The organism is Paramesorhizobium endophyticum, from assembly GCF_014640615.1.
GTDB classification, from domain to species: domain Bacteria; phylum Pseudomonadota; class Alphaproteobacteria; order Rhizobiales; family Rhizobiaceae; genus Paramesorhizobium; species Paramesorhizobium endophyticum.
Genome location: NZ_BMHH01000011.1, coordinates 96932 through 118754 on the forward strand (window position 1 = coordinate 96932; position 21823 = coordinate 118754).

The 21823-nt window shown below is 60.2% G+C and carries 17 protein-coding genes; 13 read left to right on the top strand and 4 right to left on the bottom strand.

Annotated features, from left to right (window positions below; all coding sequences use genetic code 11):
• Positions 1-3: 3 nt before the first annotated feature.
• Positions 4-1596, top strand: coding sequence for an outer membrane beta-barrel protein (locus tag IEX53_RS14300; RefSeq protein WP_188824859.1), 1593 nt, complete (start codon positions 4-6; stop codon positions 1594-1596).
• Positions 1597-1790: 194 nt separating this feature from the next.
• On the opposite strand, the gene galU is transcribed toward IEX53_RS14300, so the two are convergent.
• Positions 1791-2687: a UTP--glucose-1-phosphate uridylyltransferase GalU gene (gene galU, locus IEX53_RS14305; protein WP_188824860.1), complete on the bottom strand. Its 897-nt coding sequence runs from the start codon at positions 2685-2687 to the stop codon at positions 1791-1793.
• Positions 2688-2953: 266 nt separating this feature from the next.
• On the opposite strand from galU, the gene IEX53_RS14310 reads away from it, so the two are divergent.
• From IEX53_RS14310 to IEX53_RS14325, 4 genes are all read left to right on the top strand, one after another.
• Positions 2954-4159, top strand: coding sequence for a lytic murein transglycosylase (locus IEX53_RS14310; protein WP_373288658.1), 1206 nt, complete (start codon positions 2954-2956; stop codon positions 4157-4159).
• A 21-nt stretch (positions 4160-4180) separates the two neighbouring features.
• Positions 4181-5386 carry an SGNH/GDSL hydrolase family protein gene (locus IEX53_RS14315; RefSeq protein WP_188824862.1) on the top strand — a complete coding sequence of 402 codons (1206 nt, stop codon included), beginning with the start codon at positions 4181-4183 and terminating at the stop codon, positions 5384-5386.
• A gap of 68 nt (positions 5387-5454) precedes the next feature.
• Complete coding sequence (locus tag IEX53_RS14320) at positions 5455-5709, top strand: type II toxin-antitoxin system Phd/YefM family antitoxin (RefSeq protein ID WP_188824863.1); 255 nt, start codon at positions 5455-5457, stop codon at positions 5707-5709.
• Positions 5709-6113, top strand: coding sequence for a type II toxin-antitoxin system VapC family toxin (locus IEX53_RS14325; RefSeq protein ID WP_188824864.1), 405 nt, complete (start codon positions 5709-5711; stop codon positions 6111-6113). Before IEX53_RS14320 ends, IEX53_RS14325 begins: the two co-directional genes overlap by 1 nt.
• Before the next feature lie 15 nt (positions 6114-6128).
• Here the strand turns inward: IEX53_RS14325 and IEX53_RS14330 are convergent, their stop codons facing one another.
• Positions 6129-7583, bottom strand: coding sequence for a glutamate synthase subunit beta (locus IEX53_RS14330; protein WP_188824865.1), 1455 nt, complete (start codon positions 7581-7583; stop codon positions 6129-6131).
• Positions 7584-7826: 243 nt separating this feature from the next.
• Positions 7827-12572, bottom strand: coding sequence for a glutamate synthase large subunit (gene gltB, locus IEX53_RS14335; RefSeq protein WP_188824866.1), 4746 nt, complete (start codon positions 12570-12572; stop codon positions 7827-7829).
• A gap of 495 nt (positions 12573-13067) precedes the next feature.
• On the opposite strand from gltB, the gene IEX53_RS14340 reads away from it, so the two are divergent.
• Positions 13068-14117 (top strand): threonine aldolase family protein, encoded by a 1050-nt coding sequence (locus tag IEX53_RS14340; RefSeq protein ID WP_188824867.1) that lies wholly within the window; start codon positions 13068-13070, stop codon positions 14115-14117.
• Between the two features lie 156 nt (positions 14118-14273).
• On the opposite strand, the gene IEX53_RS14345 is transcribed toward IEX53_RS14340, so the two are convergent.
• Positions 14274-14744, bottom strand: coding sequence for an Hsp20 family protein (locus IEX53_RS14345; RefSeq protein ID WP_188824868.1), 471 nt, complete (start codon positions 14742-14744; stop codon positions 14274-14276).
• Between the two features lie 271 nt (positions 14745-15015).
• Here IEX53_RS14345 and IEX53_RS14350 point away from each other — a divergent pair, with 271 nt between their 5' ends.
• The 7 genes from IEX53_RS14350 (at position 15016) to IEX53_RS14380 (ending at position 21813) form a co-directional block, all read left to right on the top strand.
• Positions 15016-15420, top strand: coding sequence for an antifreeze protein (locus IEX53_RS14350; protein WP_188824869.1), 405 nt, complete (start codon positions 15016-15018; stop codon positions 15418-15420).
• A gap of 168 nt (positions 15421-15588) precedes the next feature.
• Positions 15589-16659 (top strand): hypothetical protein, encoded by a 1071-nt coding sequence (locus tag IEX53_RS14355; RefSeq protein WP_188824870.1) that lies wholly within the window; start codon positions 15589-15591, stop codon positions 16657-16659.
• A 116-nt stretch (positions 16660-16775) separates the two neighbouring features.
• The gene (locus IEX53_RS14360) at positions 16776-17882 is read left to right on the top strand and encodes a hypothetical protein (protein ID WP_188824871.1); all 1107 of its coding nucleotides are present in this window, start codon (positions 16776-16778) and stop codon (positions 17880-17882) included.
• 246 nt (positions 17883-18128) lie between these two features.
• Positions 18129-18383 carry a hypothetical protein gene (locus IEX53_RS14365; RefSeq protein WP_188824872.1) on the top strand — a complete coding sequence of 85 codons (255 nt, stop codon included), beginning with the start codon at positions 18129-18131 and terminating at the stop codon, positions 18381-18383.
• 77 nt (positions 18384-18460) lie between these two features.
• A complete protein-coding gene (locus IEX53_RS14370; protein ID WP_188824873.1) occupies positions 18461-19561 on the top strand; it encodes a hypothetical protein in 1101 nt (366 codons plus the stop codon).
• A gap of 109 nt (positions 19562-19670) precedes the next feature.
• Complete coding sequence (locus IEX53_RS14375; RefSeq protein ID WP_188824874.1) at positions 19671-20714, top strand: hypothetical protein; 1044 nt, start codon at positions 19671-19673, stop codon at positions 20712-20714.
• 121 nt (positions 20715-20835) lie between these two features.
• The gene (locus tag IEX53_RS14380) at positions 20836-21813 is read left to right on the top strand and encodes an alpha/beta fold hydrolase (protein ID WP_188824875.1); all 978 of its coding nucleotides are present in this window, start codon (positions 20836-20838) and stop codon (positions 21811-21813) included.
• Positions 21814-21823: the final 10 nt, after the last annotated feature.

A 21823-nucleotide genomic window follows, 5' to 3' on the forward strand; every position in this document is an offset into this window, starting at 1 on the left:
ATCATGCATCACGCCGCATCGCCTGCCGGCAGTCATCTGCCCATAGCCAGGAAGCGCAGGTTCGCCGCGCTGCTTCTGGCCGGCGTTGCCTTGAGTACCTTCAATCTCCCAGCCTTGGCGCAGGACACAGCTCTGCGCGGATCGCTTCAGGAAGCCGCGCCCTACCAGCCAGCAAGCGCCGGTGCAGTGCCGGACGACGATGCACCCGACAATGGCGGCTATGCCGTCAGCGTTGACGAGAACACGCTGCAGGGCCTGCCCATCGAACCACAGGGCCTGCCCGGCTCGCCGCAGACCGAGGAAAATACAAATCGCCGCCCCACGCCCGCCGACGATCAATCCGCGCCCATCGATCTGCGCACCGGGCCGCTAAGCGAAGATCTTGACGATACGGGCCGCGTGGCGCGAGACAATCAGCGGGAGCCGCCGATCGACGGCCATCCGCGCACCCGCACCGAGGCCGACCCCTTCGCGCCCTTGGGCATCCGCGCCCGCTCGTTCATCCTGCGCCCCAGCATCGAACAGGGCATCCGCGCCACCAGCAATGCCGACACCAGTTCCGACGGCAGGAGCGCGATCCTGTCCGAAACCACGCTGCGATTGGGCGCTCAGTCCGACTGGTCGCGCCATCAGGCGACGCTCGACGCCTCCGGCAATATCGTCAAGACGCTCTCCGGTCAGAAAGTCGACGAGCCGCGCATCGACATTGAAAGCGGCCTGCGGCTCGATTTGAACGACGCCACGAAGGTCAATATCGGCGCGGGTTATCATCTGCGCCGCGAAAGCGCGTCCAACCCCTCCGGCGTTATCGGCGCCCTGAAGCGCCCCATCGTGCAGACGCTGAACGGCTCCCTCGGCGTGGAACGCGATATGGGCGTGTTCTTCGGCGCGGCCACGGCGAGGGTCGAGCGCTCCGTCTATGGCGACGCCGAACTGTCCGGTGGCGGCAAGGTCACCCAGAAGGATCGCGACGCCAATCTCGTGACCGTGACGTTGCGCGGCGGCTACGAGATCTCAGAAGCGATAAAGCCCTTTGCCGAAATCGAAGCCGGCAGGCGGATCTATGACCAGAAGCACGACTCCAACGGCTATGAGCGCGACGCCACGCGCCTCGGCCTGCGCGTCGGCTCCATCGTCGATATGGGCGAGAAGCTGAATGGCGAATTCTCGGTCGGTTACCTGCGCGAGAATATCGAGGATGAACGGCTGAAGGATATCGGCGGCCTTTGGGTGAATGCCGCGATGAACTGGTCGCCCGAGCGCGGCACGGATGTGCGGATTTCGGGACAGACCATCGTCGATGGCGGAACCGCACCCGGCGACAGCGGCAATATCCTCTATCTCGCGAATATCGACGTGAAGCGCCTGATCCGCGCCAACCTGACTTTCGAAACAGGCCTGGACCTGACCCTGCGCGACAATCGCGACGGCACAAGCCTCGACTACGGCCTCGGCGCGGAAATCGGCGCCACCTACTGGTTCAACCGCTTCGTCGGCATCAACGGACGCCTGCGCCACGAATTCATGAAGAGCGACGTCAGTTGGCGGGAATATACAGCCAACAGCGTCTATGTCGGAGTGAAGGTGCAGCGGTAGCCTTACCCTCCCCCTTGCGGGGGTCCGAAGGACGGGCGAGACCCGTGGCTCGCCCCGGCAAGACGCGAACGAAGTGATCGGGGTGGGGGTGGTGACGTTTGCGCTACTTCCTTCAGCCAGGGCGCAAACGTCACCACCCCCATCCGCCCGCTACGCGGGCACCTTCCCCGCAAGGGGGAAGGAGGGCGTCAGCGCTAGCTGCCTATCTTGATCGTCTGCAGCAATTCCCCAATCGAATGCTCGACATTCGGACGAATATCGCTGCGCCACAGGGCGAAGGCGACATTGGCTTCGATGAAGCCTTCCTTGGAGCCGCAATCGAAGGTGCGGCCCGTATAGTGGAAGCCGTAGAAGGGCTGTTCCTTGGCGAGCTTCAGCATCCCGTCGGTCAGTTGGATTTCTCCGCCCGAGCCCTTTTCCTGATTTTCGAGAATATCGAAAATCTCCGGCTGGAGGATGTAGCGACCGTTGATGTAGAGGTTCGACGGCGCAGTGCCCTTGGCGGGCTTTTCCACCATGCCGGTCACCTTGAACCCGTTGCCGACAGGCTCGCCGCGACCGACGATGCCGTATTTATGCGCTTCCGCCGGGTCGCATTCCTGCACGGCGATGACATTGCCGCCGCTCTCCTCGTAAAGCTCCACCATCTCGGCGAGGCAGCTCTTTTTCGATTGCATCACCATGTCGGGCAGCAGCAATGCGAAGGGCTCGTCGCCTACAAGCTCGCGCGCGCACCAGACGGCGTGGCCGAGCCCCAGCGGCACCTGCTGGCGGGTGAAGCTCGCCGTGCCCGGCTGGGGCTGAATGCTCTGGAGATGATCGAGAAGCTCGTTCTTGCCGCGTTCGGCAAGCGTCGAATAAAGCTCGACCTGCGCGTCGAAATAATCCTCGATCACTGCCTTGTTGCGGCCGGTGACGAAGATCAGATGCTCAATCCCCGCCTCGCGCGCCTCATCCACGACATACTGGATGACCGGCTTGTCGACGACGGGCAGCATTTCCTTCGGAATGGACTTGGTGGCCGGCAAGAAGCGGGTCCCCAGGCCTGCCACGGGGAAAATTGCCTTGCGGATCTTTTTCTTCGAACTCATTCCTTTTCCAACTCCACAAAAGGGCCTGACAGGCTCAACTTCCAGCCGAATAACGATGAACATCGGCGGAAAGCAACACAATAAGCAATCACGTTGCATATCGGCATAAAACGTGGATTGAGCGCATGAACAGCCCGCCCTGCCGAACTTCAGCCAGATGGTAAACCAATTGCTAACCCAAGGGCGATATTTTGCCGATTGTGAAGGGACTGCCGGGTTACAAGGAGTAAAGCATGATTCGGACGCGCCGCGCTTCAATCGGGCGGATGGGGAAAACGCTCGCGCAATTCGCTGTGACGGTGGCACTGCTATCCACATTCATGACGCCAAGCGCGCTGGCCGATGCGGGTTTCAAACGCTGGATCGCCAGTTTCCGCACCACCGCGCTCAATAGCGGCGTCTCCGCCACCACCTTCAACCGCGCCTTTGCGGGCGTCACCGCGCCCGACCCGGAGGTGCTGAAGAAGGCCGCCTACCAGCCGGAATTCACTGCTCCCGTCTGGGATTATATCGACAACCGCGTCAACGAGCACTCGATTGCGACGGGACAGGCCATGGCGCGCCAATGGGGCCCCTGGCTTCAGCGCATCGAGCAGCGGTTCGGCGTTCACCGCAGCATTCTTCTCGCCATCTGGTCGATGGAGAGCAATTATGGCGAGATTCTCAAGCGCGAGGAGGTGATGCGCGACGCTATCCGTTCGCTGGCCACCCTCGCCTACGCCGACAAGGCCCGCGCCAAATATGCGCGCACGCAGTTGATCGCCGCGATGAAGATTCTCCAGACCGGCGACATCGATCGCAGCCATCTGACCGGCTCGTGGGCGGGCGCGCTCGGCCACACCCAGTTCATCCCGACGAGCTATCAGGCCTATGCGGTCGATATCGATGGCGACGGCAAGCGCAATATCTGGACTTCGCCTCCCGATGCGCTGGCGACGGCGGCCAATCTCCTGAAGCGCAATGGCTGGGAGTCCGGCCAGACCTGGGGCTATGAGGTGGTGCTGCCGGCAGGGCGCAAGCTCCCTTCGGGCTCGCTGACCCTTGCCGAATGGCAGGCGCTCGGCGTCAAGCGCGCCAATGGCAAGCCCTTCCCGCGCGGCTCGCAAAAGGCAACGCTGAAGGTACCTGACGGGCGCGAAGGCCCCGCCTTCCTGATGACCAAGAATTTCTTCGTCCTGAAGCGCTATAACAATGCCGATAAATATGCGCTGGGCGTGGGCCTTCTCGCCGACCGCATTGCCGGTTATCCTGGACTCGTGCAGGATTGGAACCGGCCCTTCACGCCCATCTCCATGCGCGAGCGGCAGGAATTGCAGCAGCATTTGCAGGCGCTGGGCTATTATGACGGCAATATCGACGGCAAGATCGGGTCCACCTCGCGCAAGGCCATCGAAGCCTTCCAGCAACGCAACGGCCTTTCGCCCGACGGCCACCCAAGCAAGGAAGTGCTGTCGGTGCTGCGGCAGCGATAGGGTGAAATTGATTTGAGGGAAATGCGACAACGCCCGGCATCATTTCTAGCGCTTCTCCTCATCCTCCTCTCGCTGGCGGCGATGACGATCCTCGCCGTCACCCCTGAGGCGGCGGCGCAGGAGCGCAGGAACCTGCTTGAGATGCTGTTCGGCAGGCGGACGCCTCCCCCGGTTTATGACAATCCCCCGGAATATCGCGAGCCGGGCCGGATGAGAAAACGCCCATCGAAGCCATCCGCCCGCAGGCGTCCGCCATCCGAGCGTCCGGTTGAACGCCCCATGCGTTCGCGCGCGCCTGCTGCCACCGATGCGCCGTCGCCTCGCGCGGCGGCGGCTCCTGCCACGGCCCCGGTCGAAAAGACCCCCGATGCGAGGACTGTGCTGGTCGTCGGCGATTTCATCGGCAGCGGGCTTGCGGAGGGCTTGGCCGAAGCCTTTGCCGAGACGCCTGACATCCGCGTGGCAAGCCGCACCAACGGCTCCTCCGGCTTCGTCCGCACCGATCATTATGATTGGGGGACAAACATCAAAACCCTCCTCGAAGAGGAAAAGCCGGCCGCCGTCGTGGTGATGATCGGCGCGAACGACCGCCAACCGATGGCGGTGGACGGCGTCACCTACGCGCCGCGCACCCCGCAATGGACGACGGAATATACCAGGCGCGTCGATAATTTCGTCAATACGGTCAAGAGCGCGGGCTATCCGCTGATCTGGGTTGGACAACCGCCTTTCAAGCTGCGCAGCCTGTCGCAGGACATGCTGGCGTTGAACGAAATCTACCAAACCGCCACGGAAAAGGCAGGCGGCAATTTCGCCGATGTCTGGGACGGCTTCGTCGACGAAAACGGCAATTTCGTCCTCTCCGGCGTCGATATCAACGGCCAGACCGCGCGCCTGCGCGCCAATGACGGCATCAACATCACCCGCGCCGGCAAGCGCAAGCTCGCCTTCTACGCCGAAAAGCCGCTGCGCCAATTGCTGGGCGACACCACCCCCGCCGCTCTGCCCGGCCCCCCTGCCGGCCCGCAAGCGCCAACTGTCGCCGCCCCCGTAAAGATCGACCGCATCGCACCGGTGAGCCTGAAGGAGCTTGATCTTCAGGGCAGCAACGAACTCATGGGCGCGCATATTGGCAGTCCAACCACCCCCGCCAAACCCGCCAGCACCGACGGCACCGACGTGAAGCCCCAGCCCGGACGGGCGGACGATTTCAGTTGGCCGCGATAGCCGCAGACTTGATACGCATTGGGTTATTTCCTATATAGCTAGCCAGTCTAGCCAGATGGAGACATGGAATGGAATGGCATCTGCAGGACGCCAAAAACCACTTTTCGAAAGTGGTGCAGAAGGCGTTGAATGAAGGCCCGCAGACCGTCACGTTGCGGGGCGAACGCGCCGCCGTCGTGCTATCCGCGGCCGACTATGATGCGCTCGCCGGCAACCAGCCCAACATTATCGAGGATTTGCTCAGCGGTCCGGCGTGGGACGATGAGTTTGTCGATGCAGTCAATGCGCGAGCAAAGCATCCCAGCCGCGATCCGGCCTTCTGATGTACTTGGTCGATACGAACGTTCTCTCGGAGGCCAGGCGTAGAACCCCGCAGGCTGTCAATTGGCTGCGCGCTGCCGACCCGCAAATGATTTACCTCAGCGCGCTGACATTTGGCGAGATCATGCGCGGCATTGCTCTCAAGCAAAAGTCCGACCCGATTGCCGCCGGCCATCTCGCTGAATGGATGCAAAAGCTGCGGCGCCAGCATGCCTCACGAATTCTTCCGGTAACGGACCAGATTGCGATTGAGTGGGGCCGGATCGCCGCCATCCGTCCGCGTGGCGACGCCGACGCATTGATCGCCGCCACGGCCATTATCCATGATCTTGTAGTGGTCACCCGGAATGTTGCCGATTTCGCCGACACCGGAGCCCAGATCATCAATCCATGGGCCCCGGCATAGGCAATCCCTCAAACCTCAGCGCGGCAGCACGCTCGCGCCCATCAGAAACTCATCCACCGCCCGCGCGGCCTGACGCCCCTCACGAATGGCCCAGACCACCAGCGACTGGCCGCGCCGCACGTCGCCTGCAGCGAAGAGCTTGTCCACGCTGGTGCGATAGTCGCGCTCATTGGCCTCGACTGCGCGGTTGCCGCGGCGGTCGGCGGAAATCTTGAGCCCCTCGCCCAGTTCCTTCACCACGCCATCCTCCAGCGGGCCGGAGAAGCCGATGGCGATGAAGGCAAGGTCGGCCTTGATGAAGAACTCCGTGCCTTCGATGGGCTTGCGCTTATCGTCCACCTCGCAGCAGCGCACATGGGTGAGCCTGCCTTCTTCGCCGATGAATTCCAGCGTCGCCACCTGAAACTCGCGGTCCGCGCCTTCGGCCTGAGATGAGGAAACGCGCATCTTCGTCGCCCAATAGGGCCAGACGGTGAGCTTGTCTTCCTTGACAGGGGGCTCGGGGCGGATGTCGAGCTGCGTCACCTTCACCGCCCCCTGGCGGAATGCCGTTCCGACGCAGTCCGACGCCGTGTCGCCGCCACCCACCACCACCACATGCTTGCCGCCCGCGAGGATCGGCGCGGAGGGCCAGGCCACGGAATCGATGTTCTCGCGCCCGATGCGGCGATTCTGCTGGACGAGATAGTTCATCGCATTATGCACGCCCTCGAGATCGGCACCGGGAATGCCTGCCGGACGCGGCGTTTCCGACCCGCCGCAATAGACCACCGCGTCATACTGCTCCAGAAGTTCCTGCACCGGCTTGTCCACGCCGACATTGACGCCGCAGAAGAAGGTGACGCCCTCGCCCTGCATCTGCGCCACGCGGCGGTCGATATAGTGCTTCTCCATCTTGAAATCGGGAATGCCGTAGCGCAGCAGCCCGCCGGGGCGGCTCTCCCGTTCATAGACATGCACCTCGTGCCCGGCGCGGCCAAGCTGCTGCGCCGCCGCCAGACCCGCCGGGCCGGAGCCGATGACAGCCACTTTTTTGCCTGTCTGCGCCTCGGCGGGCTGCGGCACGACATAGCCCGTCTCATAGGCCTTGTCGGCAATCGCCTGCTCAACCGTCTTGATGGCGACCGGCATGTCTTCCAAATTCAGCGTGCAGGCCTCCTCGCAGGGCGCCGGGCAGATGCGGCCGGTGAATTCCGGGAAGTTGTTGGTCGAGTGGAGGTTGCGGATCGCCTCCTCCCAATTGTCGTTGTAGACGAGATCGTTCCAGTCCGGAATCTGGTTGTGCACCGGGCAGCCCGTCGGCCCATGGCAATAGGGCACGCCGCAATCCATGCAGCGCGCCGCCTGCTTCTGCACCTCGCCATCCGTCATCGGAATGGTGAACTCGCGAAAATGCCGGATGCGGTCGGAAGCCGGCTGATACTTCGCCACCTGCCGGTCGATTTCCAGAAAACCTGTTACCTTGCCCATGAACCTTTTCTCCCCTCGCTGTCGAGGTTTTTACCCTGCCGGGCGGCTTTCAAGCCAGCGACACAAACAGGGTTCGTTGATCGTTATCTAGCTCCGACCGCCCCAGCCGTCATCCTCGGGCTTGTCCCGAGGATCTGCGACGGAGCGTTCAATCAGGACGGTCGTCACTTTCCTGCTTCTTATGGTAGATCCTCGGGACAAGCCCGAGGATGACGACTAGAGAGCCATTGACGGCTGAACGGCTCATTCCGCAGCAATGCCGATCCGCATCCGCTCCATTTCCTCGAGCGCGCGGCGGTATTCCACCGGCATGACCTTCACGAACTTCGGGCGATACGTCTCCCAATTGTCGAGAATGTCCTTGGCGCGCGCCGAGCCGGTATAGTGCAGATGGTTCGAGATCAGTTGAACCAGGCGCTCCTCATCATGATGCGTCATATTGGCGGAAACGTCGACCCGGCCCTTGTGCATGAGGTCGCCGCCATGATGATGCAGCTTTTCGAGGATGTCGTCCTCTTCCGGCACCGGCTCGAGCTCGACCATCGCCATGTTGCAGCGCTGCGCGAAATCGCCCACCTCGTCGAGCACATAGGCGACGCCGCCCGACATGCCCGCCGCGAAGTTGCGTCCCGTCTGGCCGATGACGACCACCACGCCGCCGGTCATGTACTCGCAGCCATGATCGCCCACGCCCTCGACCACCGCCACCGCGCCGGAATTGCGCACGGCGAAGCGCTCGCCGACGACGCCGCTGAAATAGGCCTCGCCCTCGATCGCGCCGTAAAGCGCGGTGTTGCCGGCGATGATCGATTCCGCCGCGACGATTTTCGCGTCCTCCGGCGGGCGGATGGTGATGATGCCGCCCGACAGCCCCTTGCCGACATAGTCGTTGCCGTCGCCGATGAGGTCAATCGAGATGCCATGCGCCAGGAACGCCCCAAAGGACTGCCCCGCCGTGCCGCGCAACGTGACGGAGATCGTATCTTCAGGCAGGCCCTTGTGGCGGTAGCGCTTGGCCACCTCGCCGGAGAGCATCGCGCCCACCGAGCGGTCCACATTCTTGATGGGCAGTTCGATCTTGACCGGCGTCCTGTATTCGAGCGCGGGCTTCGCCAGTTCGATCAGCTTGCGGTCGAGTACATCCTCGATCGGGTGATGCTGCCGCTCTGTCCAGCGGATTTTCTCTTTCGGCGCATCCGGCTTGTAGAAGATGCGGCTGAAATCGAGGCCCCGCGCCTTCCAATGGTCGATCATCGCCTGCTTTTCGAGAAGATCGGCCTCGCCGATGATCTGCTCAAGCTTGGTGAAGCCCATCTCCGCCAGGAATTCCCGCACTTCTTCCGCCAGATAGAAGAAGAAGTTGATGACATGCTCCGGCGTGCCCTTGAAGCGCTTGCGCAACACGGGGTCCTGCGTGGCGACGCCCACGGGGCAGGTGTTGAGATGGCACTTGCGCATCATGATGCAGCCCGCCGCGATGAGCGGCGCGGTCGAGAAGCCGAACTCGTCCGCGCCCAAGAGCGCGCCAACGATGACGTCGCGGCCGGTACGAAGCCCGCCGTCCACCTGCAACGCCACGCGGGAGCGCAGGCCGTTCAGCACCAGCGTCTGGTGCGTTTCGGCAAGGCCCATTTCCCATGGGCTTCCGGCATGTTTCAGCGAGGTGAGCGGCGAAGCGCCCGTGCCGCCATCATAGCCGGAGATGGTGATGTGGTCGGCGCGCGCCTTGGCGACACCCGCCGCGACCGTGCCGACGCCGACTTCCGACACCAGCTTGACCGACACATCCGCCTGCGGATTGACGTTCTTCAGGTCATAAATGAGCTGCGCCAGATCCTCGATCGAGTAGATGTCATGGTGCGGCGGCGGCGAGATGAGGCCGACGCCCGGCGTCGAGTGACGGGTCTTGGCGATGGTCGCATCCACCTTGTGGCCGGGCAGTTGGCCGCCCTCGCCCGGCTTCGCGCCCTGCGCCACCTTGATCTGCATCATGTCGGAGTTGACGAGAAATTCCGTCGTCACGCCGAACCGGCCCGACGCCACCTGCTTGATCGCCGAGCGCTCCGGGTTCGGCTTGCCGTTGGGCAGCGGATAGAAGCGGTCCGGCTCCTCGCCGCCCTCGCCGGTGTTCGACTTGCCGCCGATGCGATTCATGGCGATGGCGAGCGTCGTATGCGCCTCGCGACTGATCGAGCCGAAGGACATCGCCCCGGTCGAGAAGCGCTTGACGATTTCGGCCGCAGACTCCACCTCTTCCAGCGGCACCGGCTTCACGCCGCGTTCCGCCGCCGACTTGATGTGGAACAGGCCGCGGATGCTCTTCGCCTCCGCCGTCTCGCTATTGATGAGGTCGGAATATTCCTTGAACGTCCTGGGGTTCTCGGTGCGCACCGCATGCTGCAGCTTCGCCACCGCATCCGGCGTCCACTGATGCGCCTCGCCGCGCATGCGGTAGGCATATTCGCCGCCCACATCGAGCGTCGAGAGCAGCACGGGATCCTTGCCGAACGCATCGGTATGACGGCGCACGGTCTCCTCGGCGATTTCCTCCAGCCCGACGCCCTCGATGGTGGTGGCCGTGCCGGTGAAGAACTTGTCGACGAACTCCGTCTTCAGCCCCACCGCGTCGAAAATCTGCGCGCCGCAATAGGACTGGTAGGTCGAGATGCCCATCTTGGACATGACCTTGAGGATGCCCTTCCCGATAGACTTGATGTAGCGATAGACGACCTCATGCGCGTCCACCTCTTTCGGGAACTCACCGCGCCGGTGCATTTCCAGCAGCGTGTCGAAGGCGAGATAGGGGTTGATCGCCTCCGCGCCATAGCCGGCGAGGCAACAGAAATGATGCACCTCGCGCGGCTCACCCGATTCCACCACGAGGCCGACCGAAGTGCGCTGCCCCTTGCGGATCAAATGATGGTGAACCGCCGCCGTCGCCAGCAGCGCCGGGATCGGGATGCGGTCCGGGCCCACCTGACGGTCGGAGAGGATGATGATGTTGTAGCCGCCATGCACCGCCGCTTCCGCGCGGTCGCAAAGCCGCTCCACCGCCCCGGCCATGCCGGCAGGCCCTTCACCGGCATTATAGGTGATGTCGAGCGTCTTGGTGTCGAACCGGTCCTCGGTATGGCCGATGGAGCGGATCTTTTCCAGGTCGCCATTGGTCAGGATCGGCTGGCGCACTTCGAGGCGCTTGCGCCGTGAGGTGCCGACCAGGTCGAAAATATTCGGGCGCGGGCCGATGAAGGAGACGAGGCTCATCACCAGTTCCTCGCGGATCGGGTCGATGGGCGGGTTCGTCACCTGCGCGAAATTCTGCTTGAAATAGGTGTAGAGCAGCTTCGACTTGTCCGACATGGCCGAAATCGGCGTGTCGGTGCCCATCGAGCCGATAGCCTCCTGCCCCGTGGTCGCCATCGGCGCCATCAGGACCCTCGTGTCCTCCTGCGTGTAGCCGAAGGTCTGCTGCCGGTCGATGAGGTTCACATCCTTGCGCAGCGCGCGCGGCTCCACCGGGCTCAAATCTTCGAGGATGAGCTGCGTGTTCTTGAGCCACTGCTTGTAAGGATGGCGCGTCGCGATCTCCGACTTGATCTCGTCGTCAGAGATGATGCGCCCCTTGACGAGGTCGATCAGCAGCATCTTGCCCGGCTGCAGGCGCCACTTCTTGACGATGTTCTTCTCATCGACGGGCAGCACGCCCGCCTCCGAGGCGAGGATCACCCGGTCGTCGGTGGTGACGAGGTAGCGCGCGGGGCGCAGGCCGTTGCGGTCGAGCGTTGCGCCGATCTGGCGCCCGTCGGTGAAGCACACCGCCGCCGGGCCGTCCCACGGCTCCATCAGCGCCGCGTGATATTCGTAGAACGCCTTGCGCTCCGCATCCATCAGCTTGTTGCCGGCCCACGCCTCGGGGATCAGCATCATCATGGCATGCGCCAGCGTGTAGCCGCCCTGGAACAGAAATTCGAGCGCGTTGTCGAAGCAGGCGGTGTCCGACTGCCCCTCATAGGAGATGGGCCACAGCTTGGAGATGTTGTTGCCGAACAGCTCGGAATCGACCGAAGCCTGCCGCGCGGCCATCCAGTTGTTGTTGCCGCGCACCGTGTTGATCTCGCCATTATGCGCGACCATGCGGTAGGGGTGGGCGAGCTTCCACGAGGGGAAGGTGTTGGTGGAGAAGCGCTGGTGGACGAGGATCAGCGCGGATTCAAAGCGCGGATCGTTCAAATCTCTGTAGTAAGCGCCCACCTGGTTGGCGAGGAACATGCCCTTGTACACGATGGTGCGCGCTGACAGCGACACGCAGTAAGCGCCGGTATCGCGGTTGTCATTCTCAGCGTAAATGCGGCCCGAGATGACCTTGCGCAGCAGATAAAGCCGCGCCTCATATTCCTCGTCATCGGGAATGTCAGGCGTGCGCCCGATGAACACCTGCCGGTGATAAGGCTCGGCGGCGACGATCTCGGGGGCTTTGGACAGCGACGAATTATCGACAGGCACATCGCGGAAGCCGATGACCGGCAGGCCCTCGGATTGCGCCGACTCGCGGATGATGTCGTCGATATGGGCGCGCATTTCCGCGTCCTGCGGCATGAACCAATGGCCGACGCCATATTGCCCGGCAGGAGGCAGCTCGATACCCTGCTTCGCCATCTCCTCGCGGAAGAAGCGGTCGGGAATCTGCACGAGCACGCCCGCGCCGTCGCCGACCAGCGGATCGGCCCCAACCGCGCCGCGATGCGTCAAATTCTCGAGCATGAACAGCCCGTCCTTGACGATCTGATGCGACTTCACACCCTTCATCTGCGCGATGAAGCCGACGCCGCAGGCATCATGCTCGTTGCGCGGATCGTAAAGGCCCTGGGGACCGGGCAACCCGGCAATAGTCGTTCGATCAGGAGTTCGCGACGTTTTGGCGGCTTTGACCGCACGGTTCTGCTCGCCCTTGATAAGCTCGGGTGATACAGATGGCGTCAATTCCGTCATCGTCTTTTCCTCCTGTTGGCGCCCGCAATGGGCGATCATCCTTATATCGGGCGGAATACAACCGATTCCACCCTGGGTCCATGTGTCATATGACTGCAAGAGCCTTGAGGGGCCGCTGGCGGCTCGAAGCCTCGCCCGCATTCCCAGACGCTTTTGCGCCGAAAAGACGGCGATGGAGCGTTTTCGCACGCCATCGCCGGTCAAATAAGACAGCAATGCTGTCCTATATTCTATGGCAGAAATTATGCTCCACCACAAGATGGAAAAGCAAAATAAAATCGCCAACTTTGTAATATTATTGCGCGTACCGATTTTTCTCCATTGCTGAAATTGCTTATCCAGCGCTTTTCGCCGTGAAATCGCCACCGGATAGACAAATTCCCTATGGAAAAATTGTGCGCCTTCGCCCCACCCTTTCACCCCTTCTCTATGGACAGCCGGACCGCCCGGGTGCAAGAACCCTCGCCATCATCAAAGGCATGCGGGAGAAAGCATATGAATTTCGCATCGGACAATTGGGCGGGCGCGCATCCGAAAGTGGCCGAGAGCCTCGTGCGCCACGCGGGCGGCTTTGCGGCGGCCTACGGCGCGAGCGACATCGACCGCGCGGTGGAGAAACGCTTCAACGAGCTGTTCGAACGTGAAGTGGCGGTGTTCTTCGTCGCAACAGGCACGGCGGCCAATTCGCTGGCGCTGGCGAGTGTCAACCGTCCGGGCGGCGTCTCCTTCTGTCATCGCGAGGCCCATGTCATCGAGGACGAATGCGGAGCGCCGGAATATTTCACCGGCGGCGCGCGCCTGCATCCGGTGGACGGCGCGCTCGGGCGCATCGACCCGGCCAATCTGCAGCGCGAACTGAAGCGCTTCAACCCCGGTTTCGTCCATGCCGGCCAGCCCATGGCCGTCTCGATCACGCAGGCAACCGAGGTCGGCACGCTCTATAGCCTCGCCGACATCGCTCGCATATCCGCCGTCTGCCGCAAGCATGACCTGCCGCTACACATGGACGGCGCACGCTTCGCCAATGCGCTGGTGTCGCTTGGGTGTTCCCCGGCGGACATGACCTGGCGGCAAGGCGTGGACATCGTCTCCTTCGGCGGCACCAAGAATGGCTGCTGGTGCGCCGAGGCGCTGGTCTTCATGGACCCCTCGCATGCCAAGGACCTGCCTTTTATCCGCAAGCGCGCCGCGCAGCTATTCTCGAAGACCCGCTTCATCGCCGCCCAGTTCGAAGCCTATCTCGACGGCGACCTCTGGCTGGAACTCGCCACCCACGCCAACGCCATGGCGCAGCGGCTCGCCAGCCACATCCGCGCCTCGCAAACGCTCCGCCTCGCCTGGGAGCCCCAGGCAAACGAAGTATTCGCGGTTCTGAAGAAGAGCGTGTGCGAAAAGTTGCAGGCGCAGGGAGCCGTGTTCTACGACTGGAACCCGCCACGCTCCGAGACGGGTCACGTGCAGGAGGATGAAACCTTCGCCCGCTTCGTGACGAGCTTCGCGACCTCCGAGGAAGAGGTGGATCGGTTTGGGGCATTGGTTAAGTAAAGCGCGACGCCCCCTTCCCCCTTGCGGGGAAGGTGCCCGCGTTAGCGGGCGGATGGGGGTGGCGACGTTTGCGCTTTTGCTGACGAACGTCGCTCACGCGTCGCCACCCCCACCCGACCCTTCGGGCCACCCTCCCCGCAAGGGATACTACCTCATTTACTCAGCAGCCTTCGTCTCAATCGCCTTGGCCTTCTCGGAGGAAAGCACTTCCACGGCGATCTTGCGCGGCTTCATGCCTTCAGGAATTTCACGCTTCAGGTCGATATGGAGCAGGCCGTTCTTGAGGCTTGCGCCCACGACTTCAACGAAATCGGCCAGCTGGAAGCGGCGCTCGAAAGCGCGCGAGGCGATTCCGCGATACAGGAACTGCCGCGGCTCGCCGTTCTCTTCCTCGGCCTTCTGGCCCTTGATGGTGAGCTGGTTGCGATGAGCCTCGATTTCGATCTCATCCTCGGAGAAGCCCGCGACCGCCATGGTGATGCGATAGGCGTTCTCGCCCGTCCGCTCGATATTATAGGGCGGATAGGCCGGCGCGCCCTCGGGTGCGCTAAGCGAATCGAGCATCGTGAAGAGCCGGTCGAAACCGACGGTGGAACGATAGAGTGGTGAAAAATCAACGTGACGCATGGTAAAGCCCTCCTTTAGAGCGACGTTTTTGCGTTGTGGCTGAACGATGGTTCCCAATTCGGCGAACCTCTGAGCCAGCGGCCCCTTCTGGCGACCGCAACCAAGATTTGGGTTCGGCGTTTTGTGATTTCAAGAGATGAAAACCGGTCACATTTTTTGCTTGTGTATATCGCTGAACGCCAGATGAATGCCGCCTTCGGCCTCTATTCAGGATGCCGGAGCTAGTCTCCAACCATGTCCGGAGCGTTCCGGAACTCGAGAGGGAAAAAAGATGAAAAAGGCTGTCCTAGCCATTGCCGCCGCCACGATGCTTGGCCTCGGTATTTCCGCCCCTGTTGCCCCCGCCTTTGCGCAAGGCTGGTATGACGATGCGCCTCCCCCGCCGCGCTGGGGCCATGAGCGACGCGACCGCGACTGGCGCCCTGACCGCGACCGCGACAGCTATGGCCGCCCGCGCGTGATGGGCCCGCGCGAAATCACCCGGTCGCTGGAGCGGCGCGGCTATAGTGTCGGCGACATCGACATGCGGCGCGGCACTTACTACGTGAAGGCCTCCCGCCACGGTCGCCGCCTCATCCTCATCGTCGATGCCCGCGACGGCCGCATCCTGGACGAGCAGCGCGTCGGCGGCGGTCGTCCGCATCGCACCGGCTTCACCATCGAGGTGAACCCGTAACGAGACACGGCCAGCCGGCTGTAACGTCCCTTCCAGAAGGCTGGTCAAGCCGGAGGTTCCGCCACGGAGCCTCCGGCTTTTCTGTTAACTTTAGATTGCAATTTTATTTGATAATACAACCTATGGACTGTATACACAAAGGCGCTCTTACCGCACGAGGAGGAAATTATGAGCGCTGATTGCTTCACCTGGCACAGAGACCAGAGCGATGTATACCAGGGATGCGGCACCATGACCATCAACGGGGCGCCATCCGCATTTCACAAGGACCAGCCCTATGGCTTCATGATGAAGGGTGAAGCGGGGGACGTGTTGACCTTGTCCGCAACGCCCACGAGCGGCGACGTCGCCACGCAATGGGGACGCATCTCCACCACGTCCACGTCTTTTTCATCGTTCAACATCCAGAGCGGAACCTTCGTTTACAACTCCGTGGGAACGGGAGCATTGGTCCTGGGCGACCAGATGGCGACAGGGATCACCCTTCTTTTATACGTCTGGAGCCGCTGTCATATCGTGGCACCCATCGTGATGGCGTATATCCTGACCGCGACAAAAACGCCCGCCACCGAGCTCAGTCTCTTCGGCAGCGGCACCTTTACCATTTCCGCTGACGCCTTCAGCGGCGGATTCAACTCGATTATCGCGGGCACCAGCATGGTGCAGATTCACGCCAATGAGATCAACCTAGCCTACGGCAATTATACGGTAAGCTCCATACCGGTAGAGGGCGACTCTTTCGATATAAACACAAGCTTTCCCGCCCCGGACAAGACCTCTGGCATTAACGTTTCGAACGTAACGATGACTTGCAAATCCTCTTCCAGGACTCGTTTGCAATCCGAGAGCATATCGCTGACCTCAAGTAATATCGACCTTCAGGAGAGCGCAACGATCACCATAGATTGCGATACGATGATGGTGAACCAATCCTCCTTCACGCTGTCACCGGACTCTCCCAGGCTCACGATCAACGGTAGAGGAACGGGTGATCTTCCATTCGATCCCAAGCGGTGCCCCCCAGCCATGGTCAACTTCATCGTCAAGAGCGGAAGCACAAATACCGGCTCATTCCGTATTCGGGCTCCAAACCGTTTTTACGCAAATGATTATTTTATTCTCATGCTGCAAAACGGGCTGCTTGCCGTTAACGGGAATCCGAGTGGGGCAAGCGATGGCTGGAGAATCACGTTTAGCTATGAAGACTCTTACATGGTCCTCCGCTTGACGAGGAATTGATCCTATCGTCCCGGTGGTTCACGGGCCGTTTTCGGCAGGATCATTTAGAGCACTACGATTCGGTATTTTACAATCTAACATTGCGATTTATCAAATAATTCACGAGGAGAAAGTTCATGAATTCGGATTGCTTCACCTGGCATGCGGATCAGGACGACGTTTATGATGGCGCTCAATGCGGCGCCACGATCCTGACACAGCCGCCATCGGCATTTAACAAGAACCAACCCTACGGCTTCACGATGAAGGGAGGGAGCTTAACCTTACAGACGGCACCCGTTGGCGAGGACACCGGGACCTCATGGGCACCAGAAGCCTCCATCGGAAGCAAGGCTGTAACGTTTAACATCGAGAGCGGGACCTTCGTATATAATTGCGCAGGGGGAAGCCTGAGCATCGGCAACGATTTGGGTTTAGTGCCGAACGTCAATTTCAGAGTCACAGGCAATTGCAGCTTGAACGCCCTCGGAATCCTCGGCCAGAAGTCGCTGATCTTTGAAACACCATGTACACAGATCGATATTCACGACAGCGGCAATGTTTCCATGTCAGGCGAATTTGTGGGCGGCGGCTTTAACGTGAATATCGGCGATACCGGCACCATGCGAATCAACGCTGATAGGCTTGGTCAGACCGCCAGCAAATATATGTTGGTTAGCGGAGCTCCGGTGACAGGGCACACGCTACTTATGACCACGTTGGGTCGAGCGTTCCCAACGCCCGACCCCGCCATCTCCTTTTCGCATACCACTATGGTCTGCAAATCGTCTTCGAGGACGCGTCTGGAGACGACGAGCATGTCGCTAGAAGTCAGCAATATTTACGCCGGGGAGAATGCCACGGTGGAGATTGCCTGCGACACGATGACAGTCGACAATTCCTCCTTCTTCACGCTGTCACAGGGCTCCGCGACCGCCACCATCATCTTCCCCCAGACACCCAACCCAGAAGGTTGGAAGCTTCCGTTCAACCCGGAAGAATGCCCGAAGGGCATGTTCAATTTTATCACCAAGGAAGGACTTAATATCGGCTCATTCCGTTTCTCGGCTGACAGTGCGTTTGCTTCGTCTTACTATTATCAAAAAATGCAAAATGCCGATCTGATCGCCATTGACGGAGAGGTTTGGGCAAACTCGCCGATCAATGGATGGACGGTCACATATGTCTTCAACAATTCTCACCTGGTAATATCATTGAGAAAATCCAGAGATTCTGCAGAATAGAATTTATATCGCGCATTTGCACCTGCCTAAAGCATTTCGCAGTTAAATGGCCTCATTTAACGACCGCGACAATGCGACAAACTAAGAATCTAGAGCGAGCGCAATGGGTACGATTAAGCGCGACCCGCTCTAGCCTTTCCGCCGGATAGCCGGCGGGAAGGCTTTTACCTTTAGCGATTTTCCTTTTGCCCGGGCGCGCCTATCGATGGATAATCGCACCGATCCGAAACGCTCAGGCGAGGCCGCATGACTGATCTTCTCTTCGAGAGAGACACCAACCGCGCCCCGGCCGGAACCCGTTCAGGCGTGCTGGAAATGCGCGACGGCAAGGTGCTGCGCTATGCCGTCACCGCAGGCGCCGGGCGTCCGTCCGCATCGCACAGGATTTACCATCGAAGTGAACTCGTAACGAGACACGGCCAGCCGGCTGTAACGTCCCTTCCAGAAGGCTGGTCAAGCCGGAGGTTCCGCGAGGAGCCTTCGTTTTTTGCGCAAAAATAACCACAATCTAAGATTGATTATACACATTCTCTTAAGTTGTATATGCTGAAGGCAATCGGCTCACAGGAGGAGACATCATGAGCGACGCAGATTGCTTTACCTGGCACACCGATCAGGACGATACCTACGACGGAACTTGCGGCAGCATGGTCGTACCCGGCTATGCATCAACATTCAACAAGAACCAGCCCTACGGCTTCACCATGAAAGGCAAAAGCACGGATACGCTGACCCTGCAGCCGCTATCCGCCGGAGCAGGCAACTTTACCTTCTGGGCACACCATTCCGAGTCATCAATCAGCTTGATGAAATTCAACATCGAGAGCGGTACGTTTGCATATAGGCCCCATGGCATAACGGGCCTGGTCATCGGCAACAACGCATCGGCGCAGGGACGAGAGCTTTCCCCCAATGTCCTGTTTACCGTCACCGGCAATTGCCTGCTGGAAGCGTATGAAATAACCGCCCTTAGCATCGATAAGAAGCCGGACCCCTGCACCCAGGTCAAAGTCACCAAAACCGGTGTCTTCTCTCTCACGGCGACGTCCGTTGGCGCTGCGTTCGTCGCAGACATTGGCGACGCCGGCTCGATGCAGATCAAAGCCAATCAGATTATTCTGGAATATGGTAGCTATCAGACATATGGGACCGCGCCAACCGGAGGATATTCCCTTGATATCGACACTTCGGGGGCCGCGCCTACGGATGTGTCGGGAATCACCGCTTCCAACACAACCATACTTTGCGAATATGCATCGAAGGCGCGACTGCAATCCAAAAACCTATCGCTGACGAACACTCACATTCGCGTTAGAGATACGGCTGCGGTTGAGGTAAATTGCGATGCGATGACGGTCAACAATTCCTTTTTTGACCTGTCGCCGGGCTCCGCCACCATCACCATCAACGGCGCCAAGAAGGTAGACCTTCCCTTCGACGTCAAGCAATGCCCTAAAGGCATGATCAATTTCATCCCGACAGGCGAGGTGGGCACCGGCTCATTCCGGATAACCATTTACGGGGGTATTCAATATCTGCAGACCTATTTTGATGTCATGGCGAACGCTGGCCTGTTCGCCATAAATGGAGCGGTCTGGAGCAGATCACCCATCAATGGATGGACGCTCACACCCGACTATTCCAGCCCCTATATGGTGGTGAAGCTGGTCAAGGCCTAAAGCCGTTTTAAGAAACCCCGGTACCGCTTTCCACTTGGATAGGCACAGTTTCCGCGGAAAGCCCACCATTCATTTTAACTGGGCGCAATATTATAATGAGGAGAAAATTATGACCGACGCACCTTGCTTCACCTGGCATGTAGATCAGGACGATGTCTATGACGGCGCCAAATGTGACAGCATGACAATCAACGGCGCCCCGACGGCATTCAACAAGGACCAGCCCTACAGTTTCACCATGACGGGAAGGCCCGACGACACTCTAACCCTGAAGACAACCTCCTACGATGTCACCAACTGGCCCTCCAATTCGACAGGCAAGGCGGCCACATTCAACATCAACAGCGGAAAATTTATATATAACGGAGGCGCTTTAAACTTTGGTCTTGCAGGTACGGACCAATCGAACATATTGGTAAATATTAAAAGCCAAATGTTCTTGCAGGTCAGTTCGATCATATTCGGCGAGCGAGGCAATACTCCTGCTGCCACAATCGACATCCGCGAAAATGGCATTCTTTCCGCTGAAGCTTCGGCATTTGCGGGCGCATACACCGTTACAATTTCTGACCGAGGCCTAATGAAGATTCAGGCCACCAACAGCTTCGATCTGGTCGACAGCAAAGTCACCGTAGACGCCAATCTTTCCCCGAGTGAAATTTTCAATCTACAAACAAAACTTCCAGGCGGCGCCGTAACCGAAAATATCTCCGCCATACGAAGCCATATACACCTCCAATCATCGTCATCCGCACGCCTTATAGCTAAGACTTTAAAGTTGAGCACTGCTGAATTTCTCGCTGAGAATAATTCCTATTTTGACATCAGTTTCGATAAATTAGATATCGGCGGCTCTTCAACCTTCACATTGCTGCCACACTACGCAAGATTTGTCTTCACCGATTTAACGGGCAATGGAAAACCACCCCTTGTTTTCGACCAATATAAAGGGGTGTTCAATTTCATTTCCACGCAAGGCAAGAACGACGGAAAATTCCGCTTTTTTGTCGGAAATAATAACCTTAATGACGCCCGGGAGCTTTGGAAAAACCTGTCAACGAACGGCCTCTTCGCCATCAATTACAAAATAACCCACGGTGAAGGACTTCGATACAGTTACAACACGCCGTTTTTGGAGTGTTCCCTGGCATAAGCTCAAAACGGCGCGGCTGAGCCCTTCCGGCGGAAAATCTCGTCCTTCCATTTGACCTTTGCCCTTCGCCAGCCTATCGAAGAAACATCCTGTCGATCCGGGGCGCCGCTGGCGAAGCCGCATGACTGATCTTCTCTTCGAGAGCGACACCAACCGCGCCCCTGCCGGCACCCGTTCAGGCATGCTGGAGGTGCGCGACGGCAAGGTGCTGCGCTATGCCGTCACGCCGGGCGTCGGCGCCTCGCCGCGCGGCACCGTCATCCTTCTTCATGGGCGCAACGAATATATCGAGAAATATTTCGAGACCATGGCCGACCTCGCCGCCGCCGGCCTGACCGTCGCGACCTTCGACTGGCGCGGACAGGGCGGATCGAGCAGGCTGGTCCGCGATCCGCTACGCGGCCATGTCGACAGCTTCAATGATTACGTGCTCGACCTCGGCGAAGTCATGCACGATCTCATCCTGCCGGAATGCCCGCCGCCCTATTACATCCTCGCCCATTCGACGGGCGGCCTCATCGCCCTGCTCGCCGCGCCGGTGCTTGAGGGCCATATCCGCCGTATGGTGCTGACCGCGCCCTTCCTTGGCCTTCCCGGCTCGCGCCTTACGATCGGCGGCATCCGCCTTGCGACCCGGACAGCGGGGCTCGTTGGGCTCGGGCGTTATTACGCCAATGGCCGGCGCGGGGAAGCGCAGCCCTTCGCCGGCAATGCGCTGACGAGCGACCCGCGCCGCTTCCTGCGCAACGCCGAAATCATCCGCTACCATCCGCAACTGGGCTTGGGCGGCCCGACGGCGCGCTGGGTTTCATCCGCGTTGCAAGCCATGGAGCGGGCGCATGAGCATCATTTCACCAGCAATTTCAGCATCCCTACCCTGATCGTCGCGGCGGGGGCGGACAAGGTGGTCTCGACGCTCACCACCGAACGCTATGCCGCCCGCCTGCGCAATGGCGCGCTGCTCGTCATCGAGGGGGCGCGCCATGAAATTCTGCAGGAAGCCGATTTCTTCCGGGAGCAGTTGCTGGCCGCTTTCGATGCGTTCATTCCCGGCTCGGATGAGGTGGAAATCGATCAGCCTGCATTCAGGAGCGCATGATCCAGGGTCA

Excerpts from the sequence above, each read along its gene's own strand:
- IEX53_RS14300 (WP_188824859.1), top strand. The coding sequence starts at position 4 with ATGCATCACGCCGCATCGCCTGCCGGCAGTCATCTGCCCATAGCCAGG.
- galU (WP_188824860.1), bottom strand. The coding sequence starts at position 2,687 with ATGAGTTCGAAGAAAAAGATCCGCAAGGCAATTTTCCCCGTGGCAGGC.
- IEX53_RS14310 (WP_373288658.1), top strand. The coding sequence starts at position 2,954 with ATGGGGAAAACGCTCGCGCAATTCGCTGTGACGGTGGCACTGCTATCC.
- IEX53_RS14315 (WP_188824862.1), top strand. The coding sequence starts at position 4,181 with ATGCGACAACGCCCGGCATCATTTCTAGCGCTTCTCCTCATCCTCCTC.
- IEX53_RS14320 (WP_188824863.1), top strand. The coding sequence starts at position 5,455 with ATGGAATGGCATCTGCAGGACGCCAAAAACCACTTTTCGAAAGTGGTG.
- IEX53_RS14325 (WP_188824864.1), top strand. The coding sequence starts at position 5,709 with ATGTACTTGGTCGATACGAACGTTCTCTCGGAGGCCAGGCGTAGAACC.
- IEX53_RS14330 (WP_188824865.1), bottom strand. The coding sequence starts at position 7,583 with ATGGGCAAGGTAACAGGTTTTCTGGAAATCGACCGGCAGGTGGCGAAG.
- gltB (WP_188824866.1), bottom strand. The coding sequence starts at position 12,572 with ATGACGGAATTGACGCCATCTGTATCACCCGAGCTTATCAAGGGCGAG.
- IEX53_RS14340 (WP_188824867.1), top strand. The coding sequence starts at position 13,068 with ATGAATTTCGCATCGGACAATTGGGCGGGCGCGCATCCGAAAGTGGCC.
- IEX53_RS14345 (WP_188824868.1), bottom strand. The coding sequence starts at position 14,744 with ATGCGTCACGTTGATTTTTCACCACTCTATCGTTCCACCGTCGGTTTC.
- IEX53_RS14350 (WP_188824869.1), top strand. The coding sequence starts at position 15,016 with ATGAAAAAGGCTGTCCTAGCCATTGCCGCCGCCACGATGCTTGGCCTC.
- IEX53_RS14355 (WP_188824870.1), top strand. The coding sequence starts at position 15,589 with ATGAGCGCTGATTGCTTCACCTGGCACAGAGACCAGAGCGATGTATAC.
- IEX53_RS14360 (WP_188824871.1), top strand. The coding sequence starts at position 16,776 with ATGAATTCGGATTGCTTCACCTGGCATGCGGATCAGGACGACGTTTAT.
- IEX53_RS14365 (WP_188824872.1), top strand. The coding sequence starts at position 18,129 with ATGACTGATCTTCTCTTCGAGAGAGACACCAACCGCGCCCCGGCCGGA.
- IEX53_RS14370 (WP_188824873.1), top strand. The coding sequence starts at position 18,461 with ATGAGCGACGCAGATTGCTTTACCTGGCACACCGATCAGGACGATACC.
- IEX53_RS14375 (WP_188824874.1), top strand. The coding sequence starts at position 19,671 with ATGACCGACGCACCTTGCTTCACCTGGCATGTAGATCAGGACGATGTC.
- IEX53_RS14380 (WP_188824875.1), top strand. The coding sequence starts at position 20,836 with ATGACTGATCTTCTCTTCGAGAGCGACACCAACCGCGCCCCTGCCGGC.